We start from the raw sequence: 22,963 nt of genomic DNA, 5'->3' as shown, positions 1-22,963 counted from the left end.
ATGAACGCACGCACCGCCATCCACACCTTCAGCAGCCTGCTGTTCCTGCTGCTGGTCGCCCACACCACCGCCTACCAGCAGCAGATGTGGCCGCCCAGCCGGGTCATCCATGTGCATCCGGTGATCGTCGCCCTCGCCTATGCACTGGGCGTGCTCACGCTGCTGCTGTGGATCGGCGGCGGTCGCGTACCAGAACCGGCCCAGCGTCTGGCGCGCTGGCTGCCCATCGTCGCCTGGTGCCTGCTGTGCGTCGGCGTGGCGGTCATCCCGATGTTCCTGCCTGGACTGTACCCGGCCTGATCAGCGGCGGTACGCAGTGCATCCGCGCATGATGCGGCGCCCGGCACCAACCCTTGCTTGCCTGAGACCCAAGCCGGGCCCGCCTATCGAAGCCGCGGGGCCAGGCCTACGCTTGTCTTCTCGGTGGCCGCCACGGTCGCCCTTCGCGTCACGGCATTGCCGTTGCGACCCCGCTCCAGTGCTGTGCGCCCTGATGGTGTTGTCGCTCAGGCAGACGTCCAAACGGCGCCCTCTGGAGACAGTCATGAACCAAGCCCTGATCCCCTTCGATACCGACCCGCTGGAAACGCGGGAGTGGTGTGAATCGCTGGAGGCGGTGATGCAGGCCGGTGGCCGGCCACGCGCGCACTACCTGATCGACCGGCTGAGCGATCTGGACGCGCAACAGCACGGCGACCTGCATACCCGCGCATGGACGGCCTACGTCAATACTATCCCGCCCGAACGCCAGCCGCCCTATCCCGGTGACCTGGCCATCGAGCGCCGCCTGAACGCGATGATCCGCTGGAACGCGATGGTGATGGTGCTGCGTGCAGGCAAGCACTCCAACGTAGGTGGCCACATCGCCACCTACCAGTCGGCAGCAGTGCTGTACGACGTGGGCTTCGATCATTTCTTCCGTGGCCGCACCGACACCTTCGACGGCGACATGATCTACATCCAGGGCCATTCCGCGCCCGGCATCTATGGTCGCGCCTACGTGGAAGGCCGCATTGATGCGGCTCAGATGGACAACTTCCGCCGCGAAGCCGGTCGCGAGGGCCTGTCCTCGTATCCACATCCGCGCCTGATGCCGGAGTTCTGGCAGTTTCCCACTGTGTCGATGGGCCTGGGCCCGCTCACTGCCGCCTATCAGGCGCGCTACATGCGTTACCTCGAGTACCGCGGTCTGAAGCAGCACCAGGGACGGAAGGTCTGGGCCTTCCTCGGCGACGGCGAGATGGACCAGCCCGAATCGCTGGCGGCAATTTCCCTGGCCGGCCGCGAGCGGCTGGACAACATCGTGTTCGTGGTCAACTGCAACCTGCAGCGCCTGGACGGGCCGGTGCGCGGCAACGCCAAGGTTATCCAGGAACTGGAAGGCGCCTTCCGCGTGGCCGGCTGGAACGTGATCAAGCTGATCTGGGGCGGTGGCTGGGACGACCTGCTGGCCCGCGACCACAGCGGCCTGCTGCGCCAGCGCATGATGGAATGCGTGGATGGCGACTACCAGACCTTCAAGTCGCAGAGCGGCGCCTACGTGCGCGAGCATTTCTTCGGCCGCTACCCCGAGCTGCTGGAGCTGGTGGCGCACATGAGCGACGACGACATCTGGGCGCTGGCACGTGGTGGCCACGATCCGCAGAAGGTGTACGCCGCCTACCAGCAGGCGGTGGGCACCCGCGGCCGGCCGACGGTGATCCTGGCCAAGACGGTCAAGGGTTTCGGCATGGGCGAAGCCGGTGAAGGCCAGAACATCAACCATCAGCTGAAAAAGATGAGCGCCGACGCGGTGCGCGCCTTCCGCGACCGCTTCAACCTGCCGGTCAGCGACGCCCAGCTGGAGGACATGCCCTACCTGCGTCCGGAACCGGGCAGCGCCGAAGCCATCTACTTCGCCGAGCGCCGCCGCATCCAGGGCGGCCAACTGCCGGCGCGGCTGGCGAAGGTCGATCCGCTGCCGATACCGCCGCTGTCGATCTTCAACGCCCAGCTGCAGGGCAGCGGCGATCGCGGCCAGTCCACCACCATGGGTTTCGTGCGCATCCTCACCCGCTTGCTGAAGGACCCGGAGCTGGGCAAGCTGGTGATTCCGATCGTGCCCGATGAATCGCGCACCTTCGGCATGGAAGGCCTGTTCCGCCAGATCGGCATCCATTCGTACCTGGGTCAGTTGTACACGCCGCAGGATGCGGGCCAGCTGAGCTACTACAAGGAAGCCAAGGACGGCCAGATCCTGCAGGAAGGCATCAACGAATCCGGTGCGATCTGCTCGTGGATCGCCGCCGGCACCGCCTACAGCAACCACGGCCTGGCCACGATTCCGTTCTACATCTTCTACTCGATGTTCGGCCTGCAGCGCGTCGGCGACCTCGCCTGGGCTGCAGCCGATGCGCGTACCCGGGGCTTCCTGCTCGGTGCCACGTCGGGCCGTACCACGCTGATGGGCGAAGGCCTGCAACACGATGATGGCCACAGCCACGTGCTCTCGTCGGTGATCCCGAGCTGCGTGTCCTACGACCCGACCTACAACTACGAGCTGGCGGTGATCATCCACGACGGCCTGCGCCGCATGTATGTCGAGCAGGAAGACATCTACTACTACATCACCGTACTCAACGAGAACTACCCGCAGCCGGCACTGCCCGAGGGCGCCGAGGCCGGCATCCTGAAGGGCATGTACCTGCTGCATCCAGCAGCCGCCGGCAACGCTCGGCAGCCACGCGTGCAGCTGATGGGCAGCGGCGCGATCCTGCGCGAAGTGGAAGCCGCGGCAGACCTGCTGCAGCAGGACTTCGGCATCGCCAGCGATGTGTGGAGCGCGACCAGCCTGACCGAACTGCGCCGCGACGGGCTGGCCGCCGAGCGCTGGAACCTGCTGCATCCGGCCGAGGCCCCGCGCGTGCCCTACGTGCAACAATGCCTGCAGGGTCATGAAGGCCCGGTAGTGGTGGCCACCGACTACATGAAGATCGTCGGTGACCAGATCCGTCCCTTCATCAACGATCGCCGCTTCATCGCACTCGGCACCGATGGCTTCGGCCGCTCCGACACGCGTGAATCACTGCGCACGTTCTTTGAAGTGGATCGCCACTTCATCGTGCTGGCGGCCCTGAAGTCGCTGGCCGACGAAGGTCGCATCGAACGCTCGCGGATGCAGGAGGCGATCGACAAGTACGGCATCGACGCCGGCAAGCACGATCCGGCCCCGGTGTAAGGCGGCGGTGTTCACCACGCCCGTTGTGCGGGCGTGGTGAACGCAGGATCGCTACGGCATGCGTTTGAACAGGTTGGTCTGCAGGATCGGCGTCCCGTCGTGAGCGTAGAACGCCTTGGTCTCGGTCATCGTCGCCTGGTCATCGGCCACGGTGTAGATACGGGTGGAGGCCGGCGTACCGTGGTCCACAAGCTGCATCACCACGGTGTTCGGCGCCGGCAGCTTCAGGTTGGCCTTGTCCGCGCCATAGGTGCCGGACAAAGGGCCCGGCGTACCGTCCAGCGCCAGCGTGCCGTCGGACTTCATGGTATTGCCATCATGCAGGACGATATCCACGTGCGAGCTCCAGCGGCCATCACCGGCATCCTTGAACTCCAGCACCACCCGCTTCGGACGCTGCGCCTCGGGTAGTGCCGAGGTCGCGGTGTCCAGCGACCAGCGCCCCAGCAGCGGCGACGGGGACGCTTCCACCGCCAGCGCCAACCCGGCCGGCAGCGAACACGCACACAACAACACAGCGGACAACAGCTTCATACGTTGCTCCGTTCCAGTGAAGAAGGTGCTGCGTGACGCGTTGTGGGGCGCAGCGCTTCGGATCGTGCACAGCATCGGGGCCCCGCACAAGGCAGGGCGCTGAACGCGCGGCAACCTCGTTCGCGCCTCCCGCGATTCAGGTCTGGCGGCAAGGCCTCATCACGTCCTTGTCGATACAGATCGTTACGTTATAACATTTCACGCCTATTTCACGAGTCCTGCTATGCGTCGCCACCTGCTTGCTGCCGCCATCCTGCTCGCTGTCCACACCGCCCACGCTGCGGACGCGCCTACCCTTCCCACCCTCCAGGTCCAGGCCTCCCCGCCCTCGCGCGTCGACAGCCGGGTCACCGTCGACAATCCACAGGCGCAGAACCGTACCCTCGGAAGCCTGCTCGAACATGTCTCCGGCGTGCAGAGCAGCGCCTTCGGGCCGAACGCGGGCGCCCCGGTCATCCGCAGCCTCAGCGGCAACCGCGTGCAGATCCTGCAGGATGGCCAGTCCATTCTCGGCATGAACGCGATCAGCGGCGACATCAACATTCCGTTCGATCCACTGTTCGTGCGCAGCGTCATCGTCAACAAGTCCTCCGATACCGTGCGCTATGGCGGCAATGCGATCGGCGGCAGCGTGGAGATCGATTCGGGCCTCATCCCGCGCAGCCTGGAAGACACGGAGCAGTCGATGGAGCTGGTCCTGCGCAAGGGCTTCAATGCCGCCGACGCGCAGGGCTTCCGCATGAACTTCAACAACCAGCGCAACCTCTCGACCAACCTGCAGGTCTCGCGCCAGCGCATCTCGCACTACGACATCCCGGGCAACAGCAAGGCCGACGTCTGCAACACCCGCCTGTTCCCGCCGACCGGCGGCGTCAACTCGGCGCTGGCCGACAGCTGCCAGAAAGAGGCGCGCGTCCAGCAGATCTACAACAAGGCCTCGCAGCCCTACATCGACCAGTTCATGAGCGAGAATCCGGACTGGGCCGATGGTGACTTCTCGTTCTACACCAACCATCCGACCTCGGTCTGGCAGCACCGCACCTACATCAATCCGGCCAACCCGGCCTACGTGCCCGGCACGCCGTCGTACGTGCAGAAGCAGATCAACAACGATGTCACGCCCGACTACCATCACCGGCTGGGCAACAGCTACGCACGCAACTCGCAGGTGGCCTTCGGCTCGACGCTGTTCTTCGACCGTGGCTACGTGGGTGTCAGCATCGATGCCAAGGACAGCGAATACGGCGTGCCGGGATTCTCGATGCAGAACCTGTCGTTCGGTTCGAACTATGCTGATGGCCTGCCGGTGGGCGTGGTGATCAAGCAGGAACGCTACGCGCTGGACGCCCTGCTGCGCGATCCGCTGCCGTGGTTCGAGCGCGCGGAGCTGCGAGTTTCCAGGCTGGACAACACGTCGGGCGAGCGCCTCGGTGCATCCAAGGCCAATGACTACGACTTCGAAAGCTCCCAGGCCGAGCTGCTTCTGAGCCATCAGCGCATCGGTCCGCTCAGCGGCCTGCTCGGCTTCAGCCACCAGTCGCGCCAGGTCACCGGCAGCGGTTCACTGCGCTACCTGCCCGACGTCGACACCCGCAGCAACGCGGTGTTCCTGAAGGAGACGCTGGACTTCGGCTGGGCCAGTTTCGATGCAGGCGTGCGCCACGAGCGCGCTGACCATGACCTGCAACCAAGCCGCTTCAAGACAGCGCGCAATGCCGCCAACACGAAATTGCAGGACCGCGACTACCGGCTCAACAGCTACACCCTCGGATCGTATGTCGAGCTAGGCCCCTTGTTCGCCGCCAAGGTGCGCTACGCATCCTCGCAGCGCGCACCGGAGATCAACGAGCTGTATGCCAGCAACGCACACTATTCGGTGATGACCCAGGAAGAAGGCAACCAGAACCTCAAGCCGGAGCGCGCGAAGAACCTGGAGCTGACCGGCCTGTTCCACATCGGCGGCTTCGAACTGTCGGCCACTGCTTACCGGATGAAGTACGAGAACTATCTCTACCTCGGCCATTCCGGCCTGCAGACCGCCAACCGTCTGCCGCTCAAGTACTGGAAACAGACCGACACCACGGTGAAGGGTTTCGAGATCGACGCATCGCAGGCACTTGACCTGGGCCGCTATGGCACGTTGAACATCTCTGCCTTCGCCGATCTGGTGAAGAACAAGGCCGACCACCCCGATCCGCTGCGCGCCCACAACGATGGCGAGTACCTGCCGAACATGCCGACCAACCGCTACGGCGCCAACCTGCAATGGCAGCGCGAAGGCTGGAAGGCGCAGCTGTCGAGCACCTACTACGACACGCAGGAGTACCTCGGCCGCAACGTCAGCGAGGAGATCCCGCTGGATGCGTTCAACCTGGTTGACCTGCAGGTCAGCCGCGAACTGCCGGTGCGCAGCAGCTACATCGCCGGCATGGAAGTGTTCGTCAACGGCAGCAACCTGCTCAATGAGGAAGCGCGTCCACACAACTCGCCACTGAAATACATCGCGCCACTGCCGGGGCGGGGCTTCCAGGTGGGTGTGACGCTAAAGCTCTGAGGAGAGCCTGATTCGGCCACCATCCAGCGCTCAATGATCGCTGGATGGCACGCCGGGACCCTGCATCCGTGCAAAGAAAAACGCCTGCAGATCGATGATCTGCAGGCGCTTCTTTGTATCTGGCGGAGTGAGAGGGATTCGAACCCTCGATAGAGCTTTTGACCCTATACTCCCTTAGCAGGGGAGCCCCTTCGGCCACTCGGGCATCACTCCGGGGTTTTCTCCGCGTCTGGTGCGTTGCACCTCAGCGGGGCGTGAATCATAACGTTAATCGAGTGCGAAGGTAAAGCGTTATTCGGCAGAATTTTCGCTACCGGTGCCACCGGCTTCATCACCACGCTGGATGCGCTGATAGATCTCTTCGCGATGCACAGCAACGTCCTTCGGCGCGGTGATGCCGATACGCACCTGGTTACCCTTGACGCCAAGCACGGTGACGCTCACCGAGTCTCCGATCATCAGGGTTTCGCCGACGCGGCGAGTCAGGATCAACATTTTTGTAAGTCTCCATGGAACCGTGTGGAAGGGTATCCCCCACCGGCTTGACGCTCCGTCAAGAAGCGCTACCACGACAAAGGGAAAAGATTCGCAATGGTACCGTCAGCCGTCCCGCTCCTACAAGGAGGGGGACGGCCAGGTTCATCACAGGCGGGGGCTGACCCATTCGACGACTGCAGCCAGCGCAGTGGCAAGGGCGGGCCCGTCCTCGCCACCACCCTGGGCGAGGTCCGGGCGTCCGCCGCCCTTGCCCCCGATCTGACCGGCGATATGGGACAACAGTTCCCCGGCCTTGACCTTGCCCATTGCGCTGCCGTTCACGCCTGCGACCAGGGCCGCCTTGCCGTCCTGGGCGCCGGCCAGCACGATCACCGCGTCGCCCAGCTGCTGCTTGAGGCGGTCCATGGCGTCACGCAGGGCCTTGGCGTCGAAGCCCTCCAGGCGGGCGGCCAGCACCTTCACGCCAGCAACCTCGACGGCCTGGCCGGACAGGTCGGCCGTGGCACCGGCGGCGACCTTGGCCTTCACGGCCTCCAGTTCGCGCTCCAGCTGCTTCTGGCGCTGGCCGAGGGCACGGATCTTCTCGACCACGTCGGCAGCGCTGCCACCGAGCAGTTCAGCGGCCTCGGCCAGGCGGGCCTCTTCGGCGTCCACGTAATCCAGCGCACCCTGGCCGGTGACGGCCTCGATGCGGCGCACGCCTGCGGAGACGCCACCCTCGGAGGTGATCTTGAACAGGCCGATGTCGCCGGTACGGTTGACGTGGGTACCACCGCACAGCTCAGTGGAATAGTCACCCATCTTCAGCACGCGCACGTGCTCGCCGTACTTCTCGCCGAACAGGGCCATCGCGCCGAAGTCCAGCGCTTCCTGCATGGCCATAGTGTGCACTTCGGCGGCGTTGTTGGCGCGCACCTGCTGGTTGACCTTGCGCTCGATCACCGCCAGTTCGTCGGCACTGATCGGCTGGAAGTGCGAGAAGTCGAAACGCAGGCGGTCCGGCGCGACCAGCGAGCCCTTCTGCTGCACGTGGGTGCCCAGCACTTCGCGCAGCGCGGCGTGCAGCAGGTGGGTGGCCGAGTGGTTGAGGATGGTGGCGCCACGGCGCTCGCCATCGACCTGGCCGGACAGCACGTCGCCGACCTTCAGGCCGCCTTCGGACAGGGTGCCGACATGGCCATGGAACTGGCCGGCGAACTTCTGGGTGTCTTCCACCACCAGGCGCACGCCGTTGCCGGTCAGCACGCCGGTGTCGCCGACCTGGCCGCCGGACTCGGCGTAGAACGGGGTCTGGTTGGTGATGACGATGACTGCGTCACCCGCATCGGCCGACTGCACCGGACGACCGTCCTTGAGCAGGGCCAGCACGCTCAGGCCGTCAGCCTGCAGGCGGTCGTAGCCCAGGAATAGGGTCGGGCTCAGGGTCGCCACCAGCTCGGCCGGCAGGGTCACGCCCCCCCCGAACTTGCCGGCGGCGCGCGCGGTCTCGCGCTGCTGCTCCATCGCGGCATCGAAGCCGGCAATGTCGACGGTCAGGTCGCGCTCGCGGGCGATGTCCTGGGTCAGGTCGAGCGGGAAGCCATAGGTGTCATACAGGCGGAAGGCGTCAACGCCCGGGATCACGCCATTGCTGGCCTTGCCGGCCACGTCCTCGAAGATCTTCATGCCGGCATCGAGGGTTTCGGCGAAACGCTCTTCCTCGGCCTGCAGCGCACGGGTGACAGTGTCCACCGCAGCCGGCAGTTCCGGATAGGCCTCGCCCATCTGCTCGACCAGCGTCGGCACGAGCTTGCTGAAGAACGGCTGGCGCACGCCCAGCATCCAGCCGTGGCGCAGGGCGCGGCGGATGATACGGCGCAGCACGTAACCCCGGCCTTCGTTGGACGGCAGCACGCCGTCGACGATCAGGAACGAGCAGGCGCGGATGTGGTCGGCAATCACGCGCAGCGACTTGTTCTCCAGGTCGGCGGTGCCGGTCAGCTCGGAGGCCTTGCGGATCAGCGCCTGGAACAGGTCGATCTCATAGTTGGTGTGCACGTGCTGCAGGATCGCCGCCAGGCGCTCCAGGCCCATGCCGGTATCCACGCATGGCGCCGGCAGTGGCACCAGGGTGCCGTCGGGCTGGCGGTCGAACTGCATGAACACCAGGTTCCAGATTTCGATGAAGCGGTCGCCGTCTTCATCCGGGGAACCCGGGGGGCCACCGGCGATATGGTCACCGTGGTCGTAGAAGATCTCGGTGCACGGGCCGCACGGGCCGGTGTCGGCCATCTGCCAGAAGTTGTCCGAGGCAAACGGTGCGCCCTTGTTGTCGCCGATGCGCACGATGCGCTCTTCCGGTACGCCGACCATGTCGCGCCACAGCTCGTAGGCTTCGTCATCGGTCTGGTAGACGGTGACCAACAGGCGTTCAGCCGGCAGCTTCCAGACCTGGGTCAGCAGCTCCCAGGCCCAGGCGATCGCGTCCTTCTTGAAGTAGTCGCCGAACGACCAGTTGCCCAGCATTTCGAAGAAGGTGTGGTGGCGTGCGGTGTAGCCGACCTGGTCGAGATCGTTGTGCTTGCCGCCCGCGCGCAGGCAGCGCTGCACGTCGGCCGCGCGCACGTAGCTACGCTTCTCCGCGCCAAGGAACACGTCCTTGAACTGCACCATGCCGGAGTTGGTGAACAGCAGGGTCGGATCATTGCCCGGCACCAGCGGCGCCGAGGGCACGATGGTGTGGCCTTTGCCCTTGAAGAATTCAAGGAAGTCGCTGCGGATCTGGGATGTCGTGAATTTGGCGGATGCGTTCATTGGGGGCTGGCAGTCTGCGGGCCGGCGGACCCGGACCACCGGCCGTGTTGGCCAGGGTCGCGAGGGAGCGCCGAAAACCTAAAGGGTATCAGGCCCGGCGCCGCCAGTCTCAGTCATCCGGGTCGTAGCGGGTCGCACGGCGGATGCTGTCGCCGTCGAAGCCCCGTCGGGCCAGCAGATCGGCGGCCTTGCGCCGCTGCGTCAGGTCCTGCGGACCGGCCTCGCCAAAGCGCCGGCGGACCAGATCACGGGCATTTTCCTGCCAGTCGCCATCGTAACTGTCCATCGCCGCGGCAATCGCGGCACTGTCCAGGCCATGGGTGCCCAGCTCGGCGCGGACATGGATCGGGCCATAACCCGTATTGGCGCGCATCCGCACCAGGTTCTCAGCAAAACGGGTGTCGTCCTGCCAGCCCGCTTCGGTCAGCTTGGCGACAGCGGCCTGCGCGGCTTCGTCTTCGATGCCACGGGCGGTCAGCTTGCGGGTGAGTTCCTTGCGCGAGTGCTCGCGGCGGACCAGCAGGCCCAGCGCCCGTTGTACGGGAGTCTGCTCACGCTGCCGGCGCTTGCGGCCGGTAGGAATGTCTTCGGCGTCGGACATCGATGCTCCAAGGGTGGCGCCGTCCTTGGCGCCCTGCCCATCCCTGGGCGATTCGAACCTGCGGGACAGGGCGACGTCACTGACGGCGCCGCCCTGCCCCACAGCAAGCCTTACTCGTCGTCGCCTTCGTCGTCGCCTTCCTCGCGGGCCGCTTCGGCCGGCTGGAATTTCTCACGCAGCTCGGCCTCGAGCTTGGCGGCGACGGTCGGGTTGTCGCGCAGGTAGCCGCGGGCATTGTCCTTGCCCTGGCCAATGCGCTCTTCACCGTAGCTGTACCAGGCGCCGGCCTTCTCGACCAGCTTGGCATCCACGCCCATGTCGATCAGTTCGCCCTCGCGGCTGATGCCTTCGCCGTACAGGATCTCGGTGATGACCTGCTTGAACGGAGGCGCCAGCTTGTTCTTGACGACCTTGATCTTGGTCTGGTTGCCGATGATCTCATCGCCCTTCTTGATCGCACCGATACGGCGGATGTCCAGGCGGACCGAGGCGTAGAACTTCAGCGCGTTGCCGCCGGTGGTGGTTTCCGGGCTCTGGCCCGGCATCATCACGCCGATCTTCATGCGCAGCTGGTTGATGAAGATCACCAGGGTGTTCGAACGCTTGATGTTGCCGGTCAGCTTGCGCAGCGCCTGGCTCATCAGGCGGGCCTGCAGACCCGGCAGCTGGTCACCCATTTCGCCTTCGATTTCGGCCTTCGGGGTCAGCGCGGCGACCGAGTCGACCACCAGGATGTCAACCGAGCCCGAACGGACCAGCATGTCGGCGATTTCCAGCGCCTGCTCACCGGTGTCCGGCTGCGACAACAGCAGGTCGTCCACGTTCACGCCCAGCTTCGCGGCGTAGATCGGGTCAAGCGCGTGCTCGGCATCGATGAAGGCCGCGGTACCGCCCATCTTCTGGCATTCGGCGATGGCCTGCAGAGTCAGGGTGGTCTTGCCCGAGGATTCCGGCCCGTAGATCTCAACGACACGGCCCTTCGGCAGACCGCCAATGCCCAGTGCGATGTCGAGCATCAGCGAACCGGTCGGGATGGCTTCGACGGGCTCGACCACGCGGTCGCCCATGCGCATCACCGAGCCCTTGCCGAACTGCTTCTCGATCTGGCCCAGAGCAGCAGCCAAGGCGCGCTTCTTGTTCTCGTCCATCGTATTGGTCCTTGCAGAGGTCATGTCGTTGGGGGTGCTGTCTTTGGGGGTCTTCTTTGCCATGGGTTCACTTTAAGTCGGACGTATCGCACAGGCTGAGATTCTGCCCGGCGCTCTGAAAAGAATTATCGGACATCCGTACCAACCTCAGTGGAACCAGAGAATCGCCACAAAAGACCGCGGGGTAATGCACCATGGAGCGGGTCAACGATTGGGCCGAAGCAGGCCGCAATAGAGGCCTTCGATCGCAAAATCCTGGTCCGGCAGCACCTCGATCGGCTTGTAATCAGGATTGCGCGGCAGCAGGCGGATGCGGTCCTTGGCGATCTTCAGCAGCTTGACGGTGATCTCGTCATCGATGCGGGCCACCACGATCTGCCCGGAACGGGCGTCGCGGGTGCGGTGCACGCCGATCAGGTCACCGTCGAAGATGCCCTCATCGATCATCGAGTCGCCCTGCACTTTCAGCAGGTAGTCCGGCGCCGGCGAGAAGAACACCCGGTCCAGCACCACGAAATCGTCGGAGCCGATGTCGGCACCGATCGGCAAGCCGGCAGCGACCCGGCCCAGCACCGGCAAGCGCAGCACGCTGTCCGGAAGGCCCGGCTCGGCCAGCTTTTCGACCGGCGGTGCCTGCACCAGGCGGATGCCGCGAGCCTGGCCCGGGATGCGACGGATCGCACCGGCCTGCTCCAGGGCTTCCAGGTGGTACTGGGCCGCACGCACCCCCTTGAAGCCGAACGCGCGTGCGATTTCAGTCTGCGACGGCGGTGCGCCTTCGCTCTCGATACGCTCGGCGATCAACTGCAGGATCGCCTGCTGGGTGTCGGTCAGGTCCATGGTTAGTAGTATTACTACTAACGCACACAACTGCAAGTGCCGGGTACGACAAACAGGTGATGGGATCTGTAGTGCCGAGCCATGCTCGGCAGTTGGGCCAATGGCCGGGCGGCAAAGGCAAAAGCAAGAGCAGCCGACCAGCGGTCGGCCCTACAGGGATCGCGCAGCGATTCCACGGTTCCGATGGGGAACCGCTGCGGCAAGCACACTATGTGTGCTTGCCGCTCCTCCATATGGAGAACAGGATCCACACGCCGCAGAAGCCGGCGCCGATGAAACCGCACACGCCAAGTGCCAGCAGCCAGCGACTGGAGACCCCGCCAACGCTGTGCATCACGATCGAGGACCCGATGATCAGCGCGGCGGTGACGATACCCATCACCAGCCGGTTCGCTGCCCGATTCACCTGTTCGCCAAAGCCCTGCAGCGCAGTGGTTTCCACCTTCAGCTGGAGGCGGCCGCGGCGTGCCGCCTGGACCAGCTTGCGCAGGTCGCGCGGCAGTTCCCCGGCGAAGTCGACCAGGCCCAGCAGGCTGCGTCGGCCACGCTTGAGCAGCGCCTTGGGCGCATAGCGCTGCAGCACCACCCGTTCCAGGAACGGGCGCGCGGCACTGGCCATGTCGAAATCCGGGTCCAGCTGGCGACCCATGCCTTCCAGGGTCAGGAAGGCCTTGATCATCAGCGCCAGATCGGCCGGCAGGGTCAGGCTGTAGCTGCGCAGCAGCTGGGTGATATCGCCCAGCATCAGGCCGATGCGCAGGTCCTTCAGCGGCACGCCGCGATACTGGTCGACGAACTGGCTGATGTCGTGCTGCAGGCGGTTCTCGTCCACTTCCACGCCGCCGGCCCAGTCCAGCAGCACATCGGCCACGCTCTGCGGGTCCTGCTCGACCAGCCCGTGCAGCAGCTGCGCGACCTGGAAGCGGCGCACTTCGGACAACGCGCCGACCATGCCGAAGTCAATCACGCCGATGCGGCCGTCACGCAGGTAGAAGATGTTGCCGGGGTGCGGGTCGGCGTGGAAGCAGCCGTCCTCCAGCACCATCTTGAGCACGATGCCGGCACCGCGCCGAGCCAGTTCGCGCCGGTCCAGGCCCGCCGCATCGACGCCGGCCAGGTCACGCCCGGGAATGCCGTCGACGAAGTCCTGCACATTCAGGCTTTCACAGGTCCACTGCCAGTGCACGCTGGGGATCAGGATGTCGTCACGGCCGTTGAAGTTGCGTGCGATGCGTTCGGCGTTGCGGCATTCGGCGGCGAAATCCAGCTCGCGTCGCAGCGACACGGTGAACTGCTGCACGACCTCGGCCGGACGATAGCGGCGCAGGTCCGGCAGCCGCGCCTCGACGATTTCGGCCAGGCGCGCCAGCAACCGCAGGTCGGCCTCGACCACGTCGCGGATACCCGGGCGCCGTACCTTCAGCACCACCTCGCGGCCGTCATGCAGGCGCGCGCGATGGGCCTGCGCCAGCGAGGCGGCGGCCATCGGGATTTCATCGAGGAAGGCGAACACGTCTGCAGGCGAGGCGCCCAGGTCGGCCTCCAGCTGCTCGCGGATATCGGCGTACGGCAGCGCGGGTACCGCGTTCTGCAGCTCGGACAGTTCAGCGATCCATTCCGGCGGCAGCAGGTCGACGCGCGTCGCCAGCACCTGACCGAGCTTGACGAAGGTCGGGCCGAGATCCTGCATCGCGCTGCGTACGCGCACCGGCGCGGTCATCCGCAGCAGTTCCTGGCGATCCTCGTTCCAGTGCAGCAGGCGCCCAGCGCGCTCCAGCGTGGTGGCCAGGCCGATGCGCCGCACCACGTCACCGAAACCATAGCGGATCAGGACAACCGCAATTTCCTGCAGTCGGCCCAGGTCACGGACCGTGCCCAGCGTTTCCCACATCATGCGTGCTCCGGACGATTACCGGAGCAGCATGTCACAGCTGGGCGTCGATGCCGCGCAATGCCGCCGCCACGGTTTGCCGGCGGATGGCTTCGCGGTCGCCCTCGAACTGGAACAGCTCGGCGCGGGCGTAGCCGCCGCGCCGCTTCCAGCCGATCCAGACGCTGCCGACCGGCTTGCCAGGGCTGCCACCGCCGGGACCGGCGATGCCGGTCACTGCCACCGCGATGCCGGCCCCCGAGTTGACCAGCGCACCGGAAACCATTTCCAGCACGGTTTCGCGGCTGACTGCGCCAAACTGCTCCAGCGTCTGTGCGCGCACGCCGAGCAGGCGCTGCTTGGCTTCGTAGCTGTAGACCACCATGCCGCAGTCGAAGAATGCCGACGAACCTGCGATGTCGGTCATGCACTTTGCAATCCAGCCACCACTGCAGCTTTCAGCGGTCACCAGCTGCAGCGAGGCCTGCTCGAGGCGCTGCCCAAGCGCGGCGGACTGGATATTGAGTTCAGCGTCGGTGGGGATGGACATCGGCATGACGGTGGGGTGAAGAACCTGCACGTTGTACCGCAGATGACAGGCAGATGTCGCGCCCATCCGGGACGGTTGCGCTGCCGGCCGGCGGCCGGCACTCGCCGGCCCTGCCAGGTGCTACCTCACCACTCCGGCAGTTTCTCCGGCAGCAGCGCCCGGATCGGTGCGCCGTCGGCACTGGCGGCCAGCTTCTCGGCTTCGGCAATCGGCAAGTCGACATGCAGCAGCCAGCCTTCCTCATCAGCCTGCTCGCTGCGGATCACTTCCAGCTGGTGCAGGCGCGCGCGCAGGCGGCCGGCATCCGGCGGCAGGCGCAGTTCGCCGGTGACATGCTGCAGGCCCAGGCGCTTGCCCAGCACCGCCTGCAGCAGCTCCAGCCCCCGCCCGTCACGCGCGGAAATCCACACCCGCTCACGACGCGACTCATCCGGGATACCGTCCTGGCCATCGTGGCGCACGTCGGCACCGTCGATGCGGTCGATCTTGTTGAACACCAGCAATTGCGGCAGGTCGCCGGCACCGACTGCGGTCAGCACCTCGTCGACCTGGGCGATGCGCTCCTCGCGGTGCGGATCGGCAGCGTCGACCACATGCAGCAGGAAGTCGGCCTCGCGCGCCTCGGACAGGGTCGAGCGGAACGCCGCGACCAGATCATGCGGCAGATCGCGGACGAAACCGACGGTATCGGCCAGCACCACGTTGCCCCCCGGCACCGCGATGCGGCGCACGGTCGGATCCAGCGTTGCGAACAGTTGGTCGGCGGCATAGGCCTCAGCGCCGGTCATGGCGTTGAACAGGGTCGACTTGCCGGCGTTGGTGTAGCCCACCAGGGCCACGCGCGGCAGCTCGCTGCGCACACGCGCACGGCGCATCTGGGTGCGCTGCACTTCGACCTTTTCCAGGCGCTTCTGCAGCTGCTCCACCCGCTTCTGCAGCAGACGGCGGTCAGTTTCCAGCTGGGTTTCACCCGGTCCGCGCAGGCCGATCGAACCGCCGCGCTGGCGCTCCAGATGGGTCCAGCCGCGCACCAGCCGCGTAGCCAGGTGGCGCAGCTGTGCCAGTTCGACCTGCAGCTTGCCTTCGTGGCTGTGCGCACGCTGGGCGAAGATGTCCAGGATCAGGCCGGTGCGGTCGATCACCCGGCGCTCGAGGAAACGTTCCAGGTTGCGTTCCTGGCCCGGGCTCAATGCATGATTGACCAGGATCAGGTCGGCCCCGCTGGCGTCGGCCGCAGCCTTGATCTCGTCCAGCTTGCCGCTGCCGATCAGGGTCGACGGATTCGGACGGTCCAGGCGCGCAGTGATCGTCGCGGCGATGCTGGCCCCGGCCGAGCGGGCCAGATCACCGAATTCTTCGAGCACATCGTCTTCCAGCTTGCCGAAATGGGGCTGGATCAACAGGGCGTGTTCACCCTTTTTCGAGCGGTCAAACATTCACCGCTCCGGTGTTACTCGTCTGCTTCATCACCTGCCTGACCGCCTTCACCCGACTGCACGTAACCACCGCCCGGACCGACCTTCACGTTGCGTGCCGGAACGACGGTGGAAATGGCGTGCTTGTAGACCATCTGACTGACCGTGTTGCGCAGCAGGACCACGAACTGGTCGAACGACTCGATCGTGCCCTGCAGCTTGATGCCGTTCACCAGGTACACCGAAACCGGCACGCGTTCGCGCCGCAGTGCGTTCAAGAAAGGATCCTGCAGCGATTGCCCCTTGGACATTGCACACTCCTGATTATTGTTCTTATTGGGTTGCCGACGGTTGCCGCGGCCCCCCGAGCCGCCCGCCGACCGATGATGTTACACGGCTGGCGGGGATTCAGCGTGCGACGAAGGTCGACACCGCGCTGGCCAGGCGCTCCCCATCAACATGGGGGTCGAACCAGCGCGCATCAAGCTCGCCGCGCAGCCAGGTCAGCTGGCGCTTGGCCAGTTGCCGGGTGGCGAAGATCGCCTTGTCACGGAAACGGGCGGCATCACCCTCCCCGTCCAGGTACTCCCAGGCCTGCCGATAGCCGACCGCGCGCACTGCCGGCAGGTCCAACGGCGCCTCCACGGCTGCCATTTCCGGCATCGCGCGCAATGCCCGCACCTCGTCGAGGAACCCCTGCCCCAGCATGGCGTCGAAGCGCGCCTCGATGCGCTGGTGCAGAACCGCACGGTCGCGTGGAGCGAGGATCAGCTTGAGGGTGCGCACCGGCAATGGCGCTACGCCCGGCCGGCGCTGCCATTCAGTAATGGGGATACCGGTCAGGCGATAGACCTCCAGCGCCCGCTGGATGCGTTGCGGATCGGTCGCATGGATGCGTGCGGCGGCGGCCGGGTCGACCTTGGCCAGCTCGGCGTGCAGTGCCGCCCAGCCACGCTCGGCCGCCTCGGCGCTGAGCGCTTCGCGCATTGCCGGGTCGGCCTCCGGCATCGGCGACAGGCCCTGCAGCAGCGCCCGGAAGTACAGGCCAGTGCCACCGGCCAGGATCGGCGTCCTGCCACGCGCCACGATGTCGGCCACGACCCGTCCGGCATCGGCGGCGAACTCGGCCGCCGAGTAGGTCTGCCAGGGGTCACGCAGGTCCAGCAGATGGTGCGGCGCCTGCGCGCGCTCCGTCGCATCGGGCTTGGCCGAACCGATGTCCAGGTGGCGGTACACCAGTGCCGAGTCGACGCTGACGATTTCACCATCCAGCTGCCGTGCCAGGGCGATCGCAGTGGCGGTCTTGCCACTGGCGGTCGGCCCCATCACGGCGATCGCCAGTGGCCGCCGATCGATACCCATCAGTCTTCGTCCGGCCAGCGGATCGTCGGCGCAGCGTCGGCGCGCGGCGTCGGTACGGCTTGCACCGCCTGCCAGATCTTCAGCGCATCAACTGTGGCCGCCACGTCATGCACGCGTACGATGCGCGCGCCACGCTGGACCGCGATCAGGTGCGCGGCCACCGAGGCCGCTACCCGCTCGGACGGCGTATCGCGACCTGTCAGTTCACCGAGACTGCGCTTGCGCGACAGGCCGGCCAGCATCGGCACGCCCAGTTCCAGAAAGCGCTCCGAACGCGCCAGCAGGGTCATGTTGTGGCCGGTGGTCTTGCCGAAGCCGAAACCGAGGTCGATCAGCAGGTTCTTCCTCGCGATGCCTGCCATCTCGGCAGCGAACAGGCGCTGCACCAGGAAGCCGTGCACCTCGCCGACCACATCGTCGTAGTGCGGATCGGCCTGCATGTGGCCCGGTTCGCCCTGCATGTGCATCAGCACCACCGGCACGCCGGTTTCCGCAGCGGCCTCGAGCGCACCCTCCTGGCGCAGGCCGAAGATGTCGTTGATCATGCCGGCGCCAGCGGCCACGGCCGCGCGCATCACTTCCGGCTTGAAGGTGTCGATGCTGATCGGCACGTGGGTCCGGGCCGCCAGCTGCTCGATCACCGGAATCACCCGGCCCAGCTCCTCCTCGACCGATACCGGCGTAGCGCCCGGGCGGGTCGATTCGCCGCCGATATCGAGAAGGTCCGCGCCCTCCTCGACCAGCTTCAGGCCATGAGCGACTGCGGCCTCGGTGGTGTCGTGCGCGCCGCCATCGGAAAACGAGTCCGGGGTGACGTTGACGATGCCCATGACCTGGGCACGGTCGAGGCGCAGGATGCGGCCGGCGCAATCGAGCTGGGGCGAGGTATCGAACATCGGTAATCCTGCTGGAACAACGGCGGGTAGTTTAGTTCGGCAGGGCGGCGCCCTGCACCCGCAGAGGCAACGGCCAAAGCCAATGCGGCTCTGGATTGCTGATGGTCTGGCGGGACGGTGTGGGGCTGCAGGACCGTTGGCGCCATGGATGGCGCCATCGAGCCCCCATGGGTGAGGGCGCTTTGCCTGCGAAGCACTGCTTCGCAAGCGCCCGAACGCACAGCCGCCGGCGGCTGGGCCGGACCGCGGAGCGGGGTTTACGGCGTGTCCTGCCAACCCACACCGCCCCGCCACCCCAAGGAATGCCCGCTTCTGCTGTTGCTGTTGCTGTTGCTGCTGAGGTTGCCGGCCAACGGCCGGCACTACCACGGGTGCAGGGCGCAGCCCTGCCGACACCCTCAACGGCGGCGACGCTTGCGGTCCACGTACAGGGTCCTGGCGATGCTCAGCACGATGCCGACCGCGATACCCACCACGCAGCCCAACAGCAGATTGTCGGCTCCGAGGCCCACACCCACGCCGACCACGGTGGCGATGACCATTTCGACGGTGTGGGAAATCGGTTCGGGCTTCGGGGCAGACATGCGGGCTCCAGCGTCAGTTCGGTTCTTCGGAATGGGCCGGTAGCCCGGAAACGACGAAGCCGGGTTGCCCCGGCCTCGTCTGGTGTCACGCGCAGCGGGCCGTCAGTGCGATTCGGCCGGGCCCGCGATCGGCGGCAGCGGGCGGGCGTCGCCGCCCTTGTCGTTGCCACCATCCTTGTTCGACTTGCTCCAGCCAGCCGGCGGCGGCGGATCGCGGCCTTCCATGATGGCGTCGATCTGCGGCGCGTCGATCGTCTCGTACTGCAGCAGCAGCTGGGACATCGCGTGCAACTTGTCCAGGTTGGCCGTCATCAGCTCGGTAGTGCGCGCGTAGGCTTCGTCGAGGATCTTGCGCACCTCCTCATCGATGCGACGCGCGGTGTCGTTGGACACGCTCTTGTGCTGGGTGACCGAACGGCCCAGGAACACCTCGTCATCCTCTTCGCCATAGGCGATCGGGCCGAGCTGGTCGGACAGGCCCCACTTGGTGACCATGTTGCGGGCCATCTTGGTGGCGCGTTCGATGTCGTTGGAAGCGCCCGTGGTGACCTTGTCGGCACCGAAGATCAGCTCCTCGGCCACACGACCACCGTACAGCGAGCACAGCTGCGACTTGATCGCCACGCGGTTCATCGAATACTTGTCGCCCTCCGGCAGGTACATGGTCACGCCCAGCGCACGGCCGCGCGGGATGATCGTGACCTTGTAGACCGGGTCGTGCTCGGGCACCAGGCGGCCGACAATGGCGTGGCCGGCTTCGTGGTAGGCGGTCAGGGTCTTCTCTTCTTCGCTCATGGCCATCGAGCGGCGCTCGGCACCCATCAGGATCTTGTCGCGGGCACGGTCGAAGTGGTCCATGCGGACTTCCTTCTCGTTGCCACGCGCGGCGAACAGGGCCGCCTCGTTGCACAGATTGGCCAGATCAGCACCGGAGAAGCCCGGGGTACCCCGCGCGATCACCATCGGCTCGACATCGTCGGCGAGCGGCAGCTTGCGCATGTGGACCTTCAGGATGTGCTCGCGACCCTTCACGTCCGGCAGGCCAACCACGACCTGGCGGTCGAAGCGACCCGGGCGCAGCAGCGCCGGGTCCAGCACGTCCGGACGGTTGGTGGCGGCGATCACGATCACGCCTTCACCGCCCTCGAAACCGTCCATTTCGACCAGCAGCTGGTTCAGGGTCTGCTCGCGCTCGTCATGGCCACCGCCCAGGCCGGCGCCACGGTGGCGACCGACGGCGTCGATTTCGTCGATGAAGATGATGCACGGGGCATGCTTCTTGGCCTGCTCGAACATGTCGCGCACGCGGCTGGCGCCGACGCCGACGAACATTTCCACGAAGTCCGAACCGGAGATCGAGAAGAACGGCACCTTGGCTTCGCCGGCGATGGCCTTGGCCAGCAGCGTCTTGCCGGTACCCGGCGGGCCCACCATCAGCACGCCGCGCGGAATCTTGCCACCCAGCTTGGTGAACTTGGACGGGTCGCGCAGGAAGTCGACCAGCTCGCCCACTTCTTCCTTGGCCTCGTCGCAGCCGGCGACGTCGGCGAAGGTGACCTTGATCTGGTCCTCGCCCTGCAGCTTGGCGCGCGACTTGCCGAAGGACATCGCGCCCTTGGCACCGCCGCCACCGCCCTGCATCTGGCGCATGATGAACAACCAGAAGCCGATGATCAGGATGACCGGCAGGAAATTCATCAGGATCGCGCCGAGGGAGATGCCGCTGGACGGCTCCTCCTGCACGATCTCCACGTTCTTGGTGCGCAGCACGTTGATCAGGTCGCGATCGAACGGTGCGGTGATGGTGGATGTCTGCCCGCCACGGGTGGTGTAGGTCAGCTGGCTGGTGCCGCCGCGCATGTCGCCGCCAAAGGCGACCTTCTGCACGTTGCCGCTGTCCACCTGGTCCAGGAACTGCGAGTACGACGCACCCTGCGCGCCGGCTCCGGAGGACTTCGGCGAGAAGCTCTGGAAGACCACCATCAGCACGACGGCGACGACCACCCATAGCAGGAGGTTCTTGGTCAAGTCGTTCATCCTCATTGGCTCCGGTGTTCCTCTCAGTGCTGGCGTTGCGTGGGGGTCGAACTTGCGTACATTGCGAGCTTACTTCATGTGGGCGCGTTTTCCCTGACCCAAGGCGTACACCTCGGGAGAGCGCTTGCGCGAGGCTTCCGGCTTGCGGATGGAGACCTTGTCGTACCGGCGGCGCATGTCGCGCACGTAGTCGTCAAAGCCCTCGCCCTGGAACAGCTTGATCAGGAATGCCCCACCGGTCTTCAGGTGGTTGTCGGCAAAATCCAGGGCCAGCTCCGCCAGGTGCATCATCCGCGGCTGGTCGACCGCGCCCACACCACTCTTATTGGGGGCCATGTCCGACAGCACAAGGTCTACCGGCTGATCCCCGAGCATGGCTTCAAACTGCGATAGGACGGCTTCTTCCCTGAAGTCACCATGAAGGAACTCCACGCCGGCCAGCGGCGGCATGTCCAGGATGTCCAGGGCCAGCACGCGGCCGGTGTCGCCGATCTGTCTCCTAACCTGCTGAGACCAGCCACCCGGCGCCGCGCCGAGGTCGACCACCACCATGTGCGGCTTCAGCAGCCGGTCACGTTCAAGCAGCTCTTCGAGCTTGTAGGCGGCGCGCGAGCGCATGCCTTCGGCCTGCGCCTTCTTCACGAAGGGGTCGGAGAAGTGTTCCTTGAGCCAGCGCTGGCTGCTTTTGCTGCGGGTAGCCATTGAAAATAGGGGCTGATGGGGTCCTCATGATACCCTGATCGCCCCATTCAACCGTGTTTTCCTGCATGTCCATCGCCCTGACCGCTTCCCAGACCCGTTTCCTGCGCGGCCAAGCCCACGACCTGAAGGCCCTGCTGCAGACCGGCGGCAAGGGTGTGACCCCGGCCTTCATCGCTGAGCTGAACGAAGTGCTGGAGCGCCACGAGCTGGTCAAGGTGAAGGTCGCTGCCGAGGATCGCGACGCCCGTGACGTGATGATCGGCGAGATCGTCGAAGCCACCGAGAGCGCTCTGGTGCAGCGCATCGGCCACGTCGCCGTGCTGTACCGCCCGAGCAGGGAACAGCGCCAGATCGTGCTGCCGCGCGGCTGATCGCCCTACCGTCATGCAGCTGAACCACGAACCGCCCGACTACGCCTACAGCCTGCGCGCCGCCGATGGCCGCTCGGCCAAGGTCAATGACCAGGTGCTGGACGGGAGCTTCTTCCTGACCCCGGACCAGCTGGTCACGCATTGGCCGGTGGCGAGCGCCGCTGCGTTGCAGCTGGCGGACCTGGAGCCGATCCTGGCGCTGAACCCGGCGCTGATCGTGCTGGGTACCGGTGACCGCCAGGTGTTCCCATCGGCGGTGGTGATGGCCGCCTGCCTGTCACGCGGCATCGGCCTGGAAGTGATGAACAATCCAGCCGCCGCACGCACCTTCAACATCCTGGCAGGCGAAGGCCGCAAGGTCGCGGCTGCTTTCATTCTGGAAGGCTGAGTTCTCGAGTCACCGGTGCCTCCGGCCCCTAGCGGCCTGAAGGCGCGCAGCGGAATGCCGAGAACTCCTGGAGCCGGCCGATCAGGTGGCCGCCCTGCCCCCAGCGGATATCCATGACCTTCCAGTCCCGGTCCTGCCGCTGCAGCAGGACCCGGTCGGTCCATCGATAGTCGCCCACTGCCATGTCGACGCGGATCCAGGTCGCGTCACCCCTCGATTCGGGCATTCCCACCGCGACCGTGTCCGGTCGGTCCGGCGCCAGCAGATACAGGCTCTGGTCGAGCATGTGCGGCTTCTCGTCGCGCGCGGCCAGCGCGGTGCAGGCCCGCTCGTAAGCATGCTGCGCATCGACCGCCGAGCGCAGGGCATCGCCCAGCAACGGCGGGATGGCTGCTTCATCTGAAGCCGGCGCCTGGACTACGGCGTAAAGACGGGTGACCACGTCGCGCGGATCGCTGGCCGCGGTGACCAGCGGCGCGACGATCAGCAAGGCGAGAACGGAAGCAGGACGCAGCATGGGGTACCGGGTCGACTGGGACCGCTCAAGAATGCCGGGTATCCGGTCCGCCGTGAAGGTGAGCCTGCGGCACACAGGATCGCAAA

The 22,963-nt window shown here is 65.9% G+C and carries 21 protein-coding genes and 1 tRNA gene; 5 read left to right on the top strand and 17 right to left on the bottom strand.

The features are described from left to right. Both ACS0OT_RS07685 and aceE read left to right on the top strand, forming a co-directional pair. Window positions 1–300: a hypothetical protein gene (locus ACS0OT_RS07685; protein WP_065179451.1), complete on the top strand. Its 300-nt coding sequence runs from the start codon at window positions 1–3 to the stop codon at window positions 298–300. Between the two features lie 244 nt (window positions 301–544). Further along, window positions 545–3,217, top strand: coding sequence for a pyruvate dehydrogenase (acetyl-transferring), homodimeric type (gene aceE, locus ACS0OT_RS07680; RefSeq protein WP_442256163.1), 2,673 nt, complete (start codon window positions 545–547; stop codon window positions 3,215–3,217). 51 nt (window positions 3,218–3,268) lie between these two features. Here the strand turns inward: aceE and ACS0OT_RS07675 are convergent, their stop codons facing one another. Then, complete coding sequence (locus tag ACS0OT_RS07675) at window positions 3,269–3,751, bottom strand: LuxR family transcriptional regulator (protein ID WP_442256161.1); 483 nt, start codon at window positions 3,749–3,751, stop codon at window positions 3,269–3,271. Between the two features lie 223 nt (window positions 3,752–3,974). On the opposite strand from ACS0OT_RS07675, the gene ACS0OT_RS07670 reads away from it, so the two are divergent. After that, window positions 3,975–6,305 (top strand): TonB-dependent receptor, encoded by a 2,331-nt coding sequence (locus tag ACS0OT_RS07670; protein WP_262219674.1) that lies wholly within the window; start codon window positions 3,975–3,977, stop codon window positions 6,303–6,305. A 120-nt stretch (window positions 6,306–6,425) separates the two neighbouring features. On the opposite strand, the gene ACS0OT_RS07665 is transcribed toward ACS0OT_RS07670, so the two are convergent. From ACS0OT_RS07665 to rlmE, 15 genes are all read right to left on the bottom strand, one after another. Continuing rightward, window positions 6,426–6,518 (bottom strand) — tRNA-Ser (locus ACS0OT_RS07665). Window positions 6,519–6,596: 78 nt separating this feature from the next. Next, window positions 6,597–6,800: a carbon storage regulator CsrA gene (csrA, locus tag ACS0OT_RS07660; RefSeq protein WP_004152909.1), complete on the bottom strand. Its 204-nt coding sequence runs from the start codon at window positions 6,798–6,800 to the stop codon at window positions 6,597–6,599. A 147-nt stretch (window positions 6,801–6,947) separates the two neighbouring features. Then, window positions 6,948–9,596 (bottom strand): alanine--tRNA ligase, encoded by a 2,649-nt coding sequence (gene alaS / locus ACS0OT_RS07655; protein ID WP_164093501.1) that lies wholly within the window; start codon window positions 9,594–9,596, stop codon window positions 6,948–6,950. Between the two features lie 109 nt (window positions 9,597–9,705). After that, a complete protein-coding gene (recX, locus tag ACS0OT_RS07650; RefSeq protein ID WP_005416047.1) occupies window positions 9,706–10,197 on the bottom strand; it encodes a recombination regulator RecX in 492 nt (163 codons plus the stop codon). 110 nt (window positions 10,198–10,307) lie between these two features. Beyond that, window positions 10,308–11,345 (bottom strand): recombinase RecA, encoded by a 1,038-nt coding sequence (gene recA, locus ACS0OT_RS07645; RefSeq protein WP_005416046.1) that lies wholly within the window; start codon window positions 11,343–11,345, stop codon window positions 10,308–10,310. 204 nt (window positions 11,346–11,549) lie between these two features. After that, complete coding sequence (gene lexA, locus ACS0OT_RS07640) at window positions 11,550–12,185, bottom strand: transcriptional repressor LexA (protein WP_005416045.1); 636 nt, start codon at window positions 12,183–12,185, stop codon at window positions 11,550–11,552. Between the two features lie 208 nt (window positions 12,186–12,393). Beyond that, a complete protein-coding gene (gene ubiB / locus ACS0OT_RS07635; RefSeq protein WP_053499129.1) occupies window positions 12,394–14,076 on the bottom strand; it encodes a 2-polyprenylphenol 6-hydroxylase in 1,683 nt (560 codons plus the stop codon). A gap of 34 nt (window positions 14,077–14,110) precedes the next feature. Further along, window positions 14,111–14,605 carry a CinA family protein gene (locus ACS0OT_RS07630; RefSeq protein WP_005416043.1) on the bottom strand — a complete coding sequence of 165 codons (495 nt, stop codon included), beginning with the start codon at window positions 14,603–14,605 and terminating at the stop codon, window positions 14,111–14,113. Window positions 14,606–14,730: 125 nt separating this feature from the next. Further along, window positions 14,731–16,041 (bottom strand): ribosome rescue GTPase HflX, encoded by a 1,311-nt coding sequence (hflX, locus tag ACS0OT_RS07625; protein WP_005416042.1) that lies wholly within the window; start codon window positions 16,039–16,041, stop codon window positions 14,731–14,733. A gap of 14 nt (window positions 16,042–16,055) precedes the next feature. After that, window positions 16,056–16,331 (bottom strand): RNA chaperone Hfq, encoded by a 276-nt coding sequence (gene hfq / locus ACS0OT_RS07620; RefSeq protein ID WP_004152891.1) that lies wholly within the window; start codon window positions 16,329–16,331, stop codon window positions 16,056–16,058. Between the two features lie 97 nt (window positions 16,332–16,428). Beyond that, on the bottom strand, window positions 16,429–17,382 hold the full coding sequence (gene miaA, locus ACS0OT_RS07615) for a tRNA (adenosine(37)-N6)-dimethylallyltransferase MiaA (protein ID WP_053499102.1): 954 nt from the start codon (window positions 17,380–17,382) through the stop codon (window positions 16,429–16,431). After that, entirely contained in the window at window positions 17,382–18,278 is an 897-nt protein-coding gene (gene folP / locus ACS0OT_RS07610) for a dihydropteroate synthase (protein ID WP_065195806.1), read from the bottom strand. The genes miaA and folP overlap by 1 nt, the downstream gene beginning before the upstream one ends. 398 nt (window positions 18,279–18,676) lie before the next feature. Further along, window positions 18,677–18,862, bottom strand: a complete 186-nt coding sequence (locus ACS0OT_RS07605; RefSeq protein WP_065179301.1) for a hypothetical protein — start codon at window positions 18,860–18,862, stop codon at window positions 18,677–18,679. A 102-nt stretch (window positions 18,863–18,964) separates the two neighbouring features. Then, window positions 18,965–20,899, bottom strand: a complete 1,935-nt coding sequence (gene ftsH, locus ACS0OT_RS07600) for an ATP-dependent zinc metalloprotease FtsH (RefSeq protein ID WP_005416038.1) — start codon at window positions 20,897–20,899, stop codon at window positions 18,965–18,967. Between the two features lie 69 nt (window positions 20,900–20,968). Further along, a complete protein-coding gene (rlmE, locus tag ACS0OT_RS07595; RefSeq protein WP_005409014.1) occupies window positions 20,969–21,601 on the bottom strand; it encodes a 23S rRNA (uridine(2552)-2'-O)-methyltransferase RlmE in 633 nt (210 codons plus the stop codon). Between the two features lie 65 nt (window positions 21,602–21,666). Between rlmE and yhbY the strand changes: the two genes are divergently transcribed. Both yhbY and ACS0OT_RS07585 read left to right on the top strand, forming a co-directional pair. Continuing rightward, complete coding sequence (gene yhbY / locus ACS0OT_RS07590; RefSeq protein ID WP_005416037.1) at window positions 21,667–21,972, top strand: ribosome assembly RNA-binding protein YhbY; 306 nt, start codon at window positions 21,667–21,669, stop codon at window positions 21,970–21,972. A gap of 13 nt (window positions 21,973–21,985) precedes the next feature. Next, entirely contained in the window at window positions 21,986–22,360 is a 375-nt protein-coding gene (locus ACS0OT_RS07585; protein WP_442256155.1) for an Mth938-like domain-containing protein, read from the top strand. A gap of 28 nt (window positions 22,361–22,388) precedes the next feature. Here ACS0OT_RS07585 and ACS0OT_RS07580 read toward each other — a convergent pair whose 3' ends face one another. Beyond that, a complete protein-coding gene (locus ACS0OT_RS07580; RefSeq protein ID WP_005416035.1) occupies window positions 22,389–22,877 on the bottom strand; it encodes a hypothetical protein in 489 nt (162 codons plus the stop codon). Window positions 22,878–22,963 lie beyond the last annotated feature (86 nt).

Origin of the sequence: Stenotrophomonas maltophilia group sp. RY12688, assembly GCF_052149045.1 — a bacterium.
GTDB classification, from domain to species: domain Bacteria; phylum Pseudomonadota; class Gammaproteobacteria; order Xanthomonadales; family Xanthomonadaceae; genus Stenotrophomonas; species Stenotrophomonas sepilia.
This window is presented reverse-complemented; position numbering and strand designations above follow the sequence as displayed.

Bases quoted from the DNA above. Each gene is read 5' to 3' on its own strand.
- ACS0OT_RS07685 (WP_065179451.1), top strand. From the start codon at position 1: ATGAACGCACGCACCGCCATCCACACCTTCAGCAGCCTGCTGTTCCTG.
- aceE (WP_442256163.1), top strand. From the start codon at position 545: ATGAACCAAGCCCTGATCCCCTTCGATACCGACCCGCTGGAAACGCGG.
- ACS0OT_RS07675 (WP_442256161.1), bottom strand. From the start codon at position 3,751: ATGAAGCTGTTGTCCGCTGTGTTGTTGTGTGCGTGTTCGCTGCCGGCC.
- ACS0OT_RS07670 (WP_262219674.1), top strand. From the start codon at position 3,975: ATGCGTCGCCACCTGCTTGCTGCCGCCATCCTGCTCGCTGTCCACACC.
- csrA (WP_004152909.1), bottom strand. From the start codon at position 6,800: ATGTTGATCCTGACTCGCCGCGTCGGCGAAACCCTGATGATCGGAGAC.
- alaS (WP_164093501.1), bottom strand. From the start codon at position 9,596: ATGAACGCATCCGCCAAATTCACGACATCCCAGATCCGCAGCGACTTC.
- recX (WP_005416047.1), bottom strand. From the start codon at position 10,197: ATGTCCGACGCCGAAGACATTCCTACCGGCCGCAAGCGCCGGCAGCGT.
- recA (WP_005416046.1), bottom strand. From the start codon at position 11,345: ATGGACGAGAACAAGAAGCGCGCCTTGGCTGCTGCTCTGGGCCAGATC.
- lexA (WP_005416045.1), bottom strand. From the start codon at position 12,185: ATGGACCTGACCGACACCCAGCAGGCGATCCTGCAGTTGATCGCCGAG.
- ubiB (WP_053499129.1), bottom strand. From the start codon at position 14,076: ATGTGGGAAACGCTGGGCACGGTCCGTGACCTGGGCCGACTGCAGGAA.
- ACS0OT_RS07630 (WP_005416043.1), bottom strand. From the start codon at position 14,605: ATGTCCATCCCCACCGACGCTGAACTCAATATCCAGTCCGCCGCGCTT.
- hflX (WP_005416042.1), bottom strand. From the start codon at position 16,041: ATGTTTGACCGCTCGAAAAAGGGTGAACACGCCCTGTTGATCCAGCCC.
- hfq (WP_004152891.1), bottom strand. From the start codon at position 16,331: ATGTCCAAGGGGCAATCGCTGCAGGATCCTTTCTTGAACGCACTGCGG.
- miaA (WP_053499102.1), bottom strand. From the start codon at position 17,382: ATGGGTATCGATCGGCGGCCACTGGCGATCGCCGTGATGGGGCCGACC.
- folP (WP_065195806.1), bottom strand. From the start codon at position 18,278: ATGTTCGATACCTCGCCCCAGCTCGATTGCGCCGGCCGCATCCTGCGC.
- ACS0OT_RS07605 (WP_065179301.1), bottom strand. From the start codon at position 18,862: ATGTCTGCCCCGAAGCCCGAACCGATTTCCCACACCGTCGAAATGGTC.
- ftsH (WP_005416038.1), bottom strand. From the start codon at position 20,899: ATGAACGACTTGACCAAGAACCTCCTGCTATGGGTGGTCGTCGCCGTC.
- rlmE (WP_005409014.1), bottom strand. From the start codon at position 21,601: ATGGCTACCCGCAGCAAAAGCAGCCAGCGCTGGCTCAAGGAACACTTC.
- yhbY (WP_005416037.1), top strand. From the start codon at position 21,667: ATGTCCATCGCCCTGACCGCTTCCCAGACCCGTTTCCTGCGCGGCCAA.
- ACS0OT_RS07585 (WP_442256155.1), top strand. From the start codon at position 21,986: ATGCAGCTGAACCACGAACCGCCCGACTACGCCTACAGCCTGCGCGCC.
- ACS0OT_RS07580 (WP_005416035.1), bottom strand. From the start codon at position 22,877: ATGCTGCGTCCTGCTTCCGTTCTCGCCTTGCTGATCGTCGCGCCGCTG.